This window comes from Burkholderia sp. AW33-5 (assembly GCF_053427615.1).
In genome coordinates this window covers 1-2,254 of sequence record NZ_JBSAXA010000063.1, presented here as the reverse complement: position 1 = coordinate 2,254, position 2,254 = coordinate 1, and the positions used below count along the sequence as shown (strand labels likewise).

Sequence of the window (2,254 nt, the reverse complement as noted above, 5' to 3'; positions counted from 1 at the left end):
CTTGGCCATTTTCAACTCCCGAAAGGAATTTCACATGTTGCGCCGCGCGCAAACAGACACTGACTTTTTACTGCTGGTGCCCATGGGCAGGATCGAACTGCCGACCTCTCCCTTACCAAGGGAGTGCTCTACCACTGAGCCACATGGGCGCTATTACGCTTCAACTACACGGACTGGAGCGGGTGAAGGGAATCGAACCCTCGTCGTAAGCTTGGAAGGCTTCTGCTCTACCATTGAGCTACACCCGCACGGGCCATTAACGATTCCCTACCGCTCTCTGCGCTGATGTTCTGGTGGAGGAGGTTGGATTCGAACCAACGTAGGCGTAAGCCAACAGATTTACAGTCTGCCCCCTTTAGCCACTCGGGCACCCCTCCGTAGAGAACTGACGATTATGGGGGTGCATCGCACTCTTGTCAAGCACACCCGGAAGATTATTTTCATTCTCTTCCAGCCCACTTGCGCGACTCACCCGACACCCATGCTCGCCCGGCTGAGGCAAGCACGAGAGGATCGCCGATCGGCGCCCACATCTTCGTCAGATCTCCGTCTTCAGCATCGATTTGCATCTTCGCTAAAAACGAAAGACCGCCATCATAAGGCCTTCCGCGCATAATGCCAAGCAGGTAGATGCAAAAAATCCGCAATTTCCATGCCGGCGGGATTTGCAAAGGCATCCGGCAAACGCCAGGACCAATCTGAAGCCGTTTAACGGTGGCGCGTCAGCACATCGTCCGGCCGGGGTCAGCCGGGCTATCCGCAGAGGCTCCGACACACCGGACATGGGGTTCCGGATATAGTGCCTGCTCGCATCCTCCGCTGCGACATGCAGGAATCGAACCGCCAGAACAGGAGCCGCCATTGGCCCACGTTTTCCGTTCTGGGGACAGAATAGAGGCGCGATACCGTCCCGCTTTCACGCGATCGAGCCCCCGCTCTCCCCCGCCTCATTCAAAATCCGGACTTCTCTCGTGCCTTCGCGCGATCTTCGGTACCTCCATGTCGCACTCCGGCGGCACCACGATGCCGCAAACAGGACGCGCAAAAGAGGCGCGCCAGCTCGCACGGCACATAACAACGTTGAAGTCCGTGGTCAGCGAGCTGAGTGTCGTATCGGATATCGGACGTATAGCGCGGCTTCGCTACGATAGTCCGACCAGACGCTCATGTTGATCCGCTGCGCGAAGGTCCGGCGCGATACTTGCCGCACCGCGGCGCGTTCGCTGCGACGGTGACGCGTGGCCGACATGATGGGCAGAGGTGTGGGTGCAAATCGTCGCGTATCAGCGGCACCAGGACGTCCGGGCAGGTCGAGCTTCCGGACCGCTCCGGGCGGTGTCATCGTCGCCGCGAGCCGCAATCAGGTGGGTCGAAGGGATCTTCAACATCATGCGTCCGCGACTGCCTCCGGGGCCGTTGCGCTCGCTGGCATCGTCGCGTTGTAGGTGGCGGCGAAGTATCCGGCGTCGACCGGCGGTTCTTCTGCGTCGACTTTGATCGAGATGCCTATGCGACGCCTCCTGCGGACTACGCGCGCCAGGGAAGCTAACGTCCGATACGAGCACCTCAACGTCGGCTGCTCGCTGCCCCGGCGATGCTCACGCTGTGCCGAGATCAGGGAAAAAAATTGGATCCGCGAATTGTACCGCGCGAGCACTCCGCGCTGGGTGATCCGAGCGCCGCGTGCACCTCATGTGTCGACCAGCGTCGACGCGAGCGGTATGCATTTCGCGTTGATGGCTAAAATCGTGGCTTTTTCGGTGGCGCAGCTCGTTCGCTCGTTGACGAAGCCTATGCCCTTCGAATCTGGTAGCTCGCTCTCGTCAGAAGCAACACGGGGACGTCTGACGGGATCGAGCAGGCAAACCGACGTCACTTCCCGACATTTGGGCGTCGGCGGACGGCCCAGTGGGAATTTCAGTCGTCATTCAGGTGCTAACGGGTATGCTCTCGCGGCCTCGAGCTGCCGCGGATTTACCATGAAACGCGCCAGCCATACACCGGCAACACCGGCGCCTCGAACATAGTCGCCTACGTTGGCCGGAAAAACGCGTTGCCGGAGGCGTCACCGAACCGGCACGAGTCGTCTCCCTGGCTGGAGATTGCAGCGAATCGGCGGGTGATTGGTCCGGGGTGATGGAAAGCGGTGGATTCCGGCGACGCGCTTGGGCAGCAAACGGAGAGGTTCGATTGCCTGCAGTCGCGTTTTCGTCGCGCCAATGCAAAAACCCCCGCCTGTTCGGACGGGGGTTTC

The 2,254-nt window shown here is 60.2% G+C and carries 1 protein-coding gene and 3 tRNA genes; all 4 read right to left on the bottom strand.

Annotated features, from left to right (window positions below; translation table 11 throughout):
* Positions 1-74: 74 nt before the first annotated feature.
* Positions 75-149, bottom strand: a tRNA-Thr gene (locus tag ACV22V_RS32260).
* Between the two features lie 25 nt (positions 150-174).
* Positions 175-248 (bottom strand) — tRNA-Gly (locus ACV22V_RS32255).
* A 43-nt stretch (positions 249-291) separates the two neighbouring features.
* Positions 292-377: transfer RNA gene (locus ACV22V_RS32250), tRNA-Tyr, on the bottom strand.
* Positions 378-440: 63 nt separating this feature from the next.
* Complete coding sequence (locus ACV22V_RS32245; protein ID WP_448016779.1) at positions 441-677, bottom strand: hypothetical protein; 237 nt, start codon at positions 675-677, stop codon at positions 441-443.
* Positions 678-2,254 lie beyond the last annotated feature (1,577 nt).

Coding starts and splice junctions, on each gene's coding strand:
- ACV22V_RS32245 (WP_448016779.1), bottom strand. CDS start 677: ATGCCTTTGCAAATCCCGCCGGCATGGAAATTGCGGATTTTTTGCATC.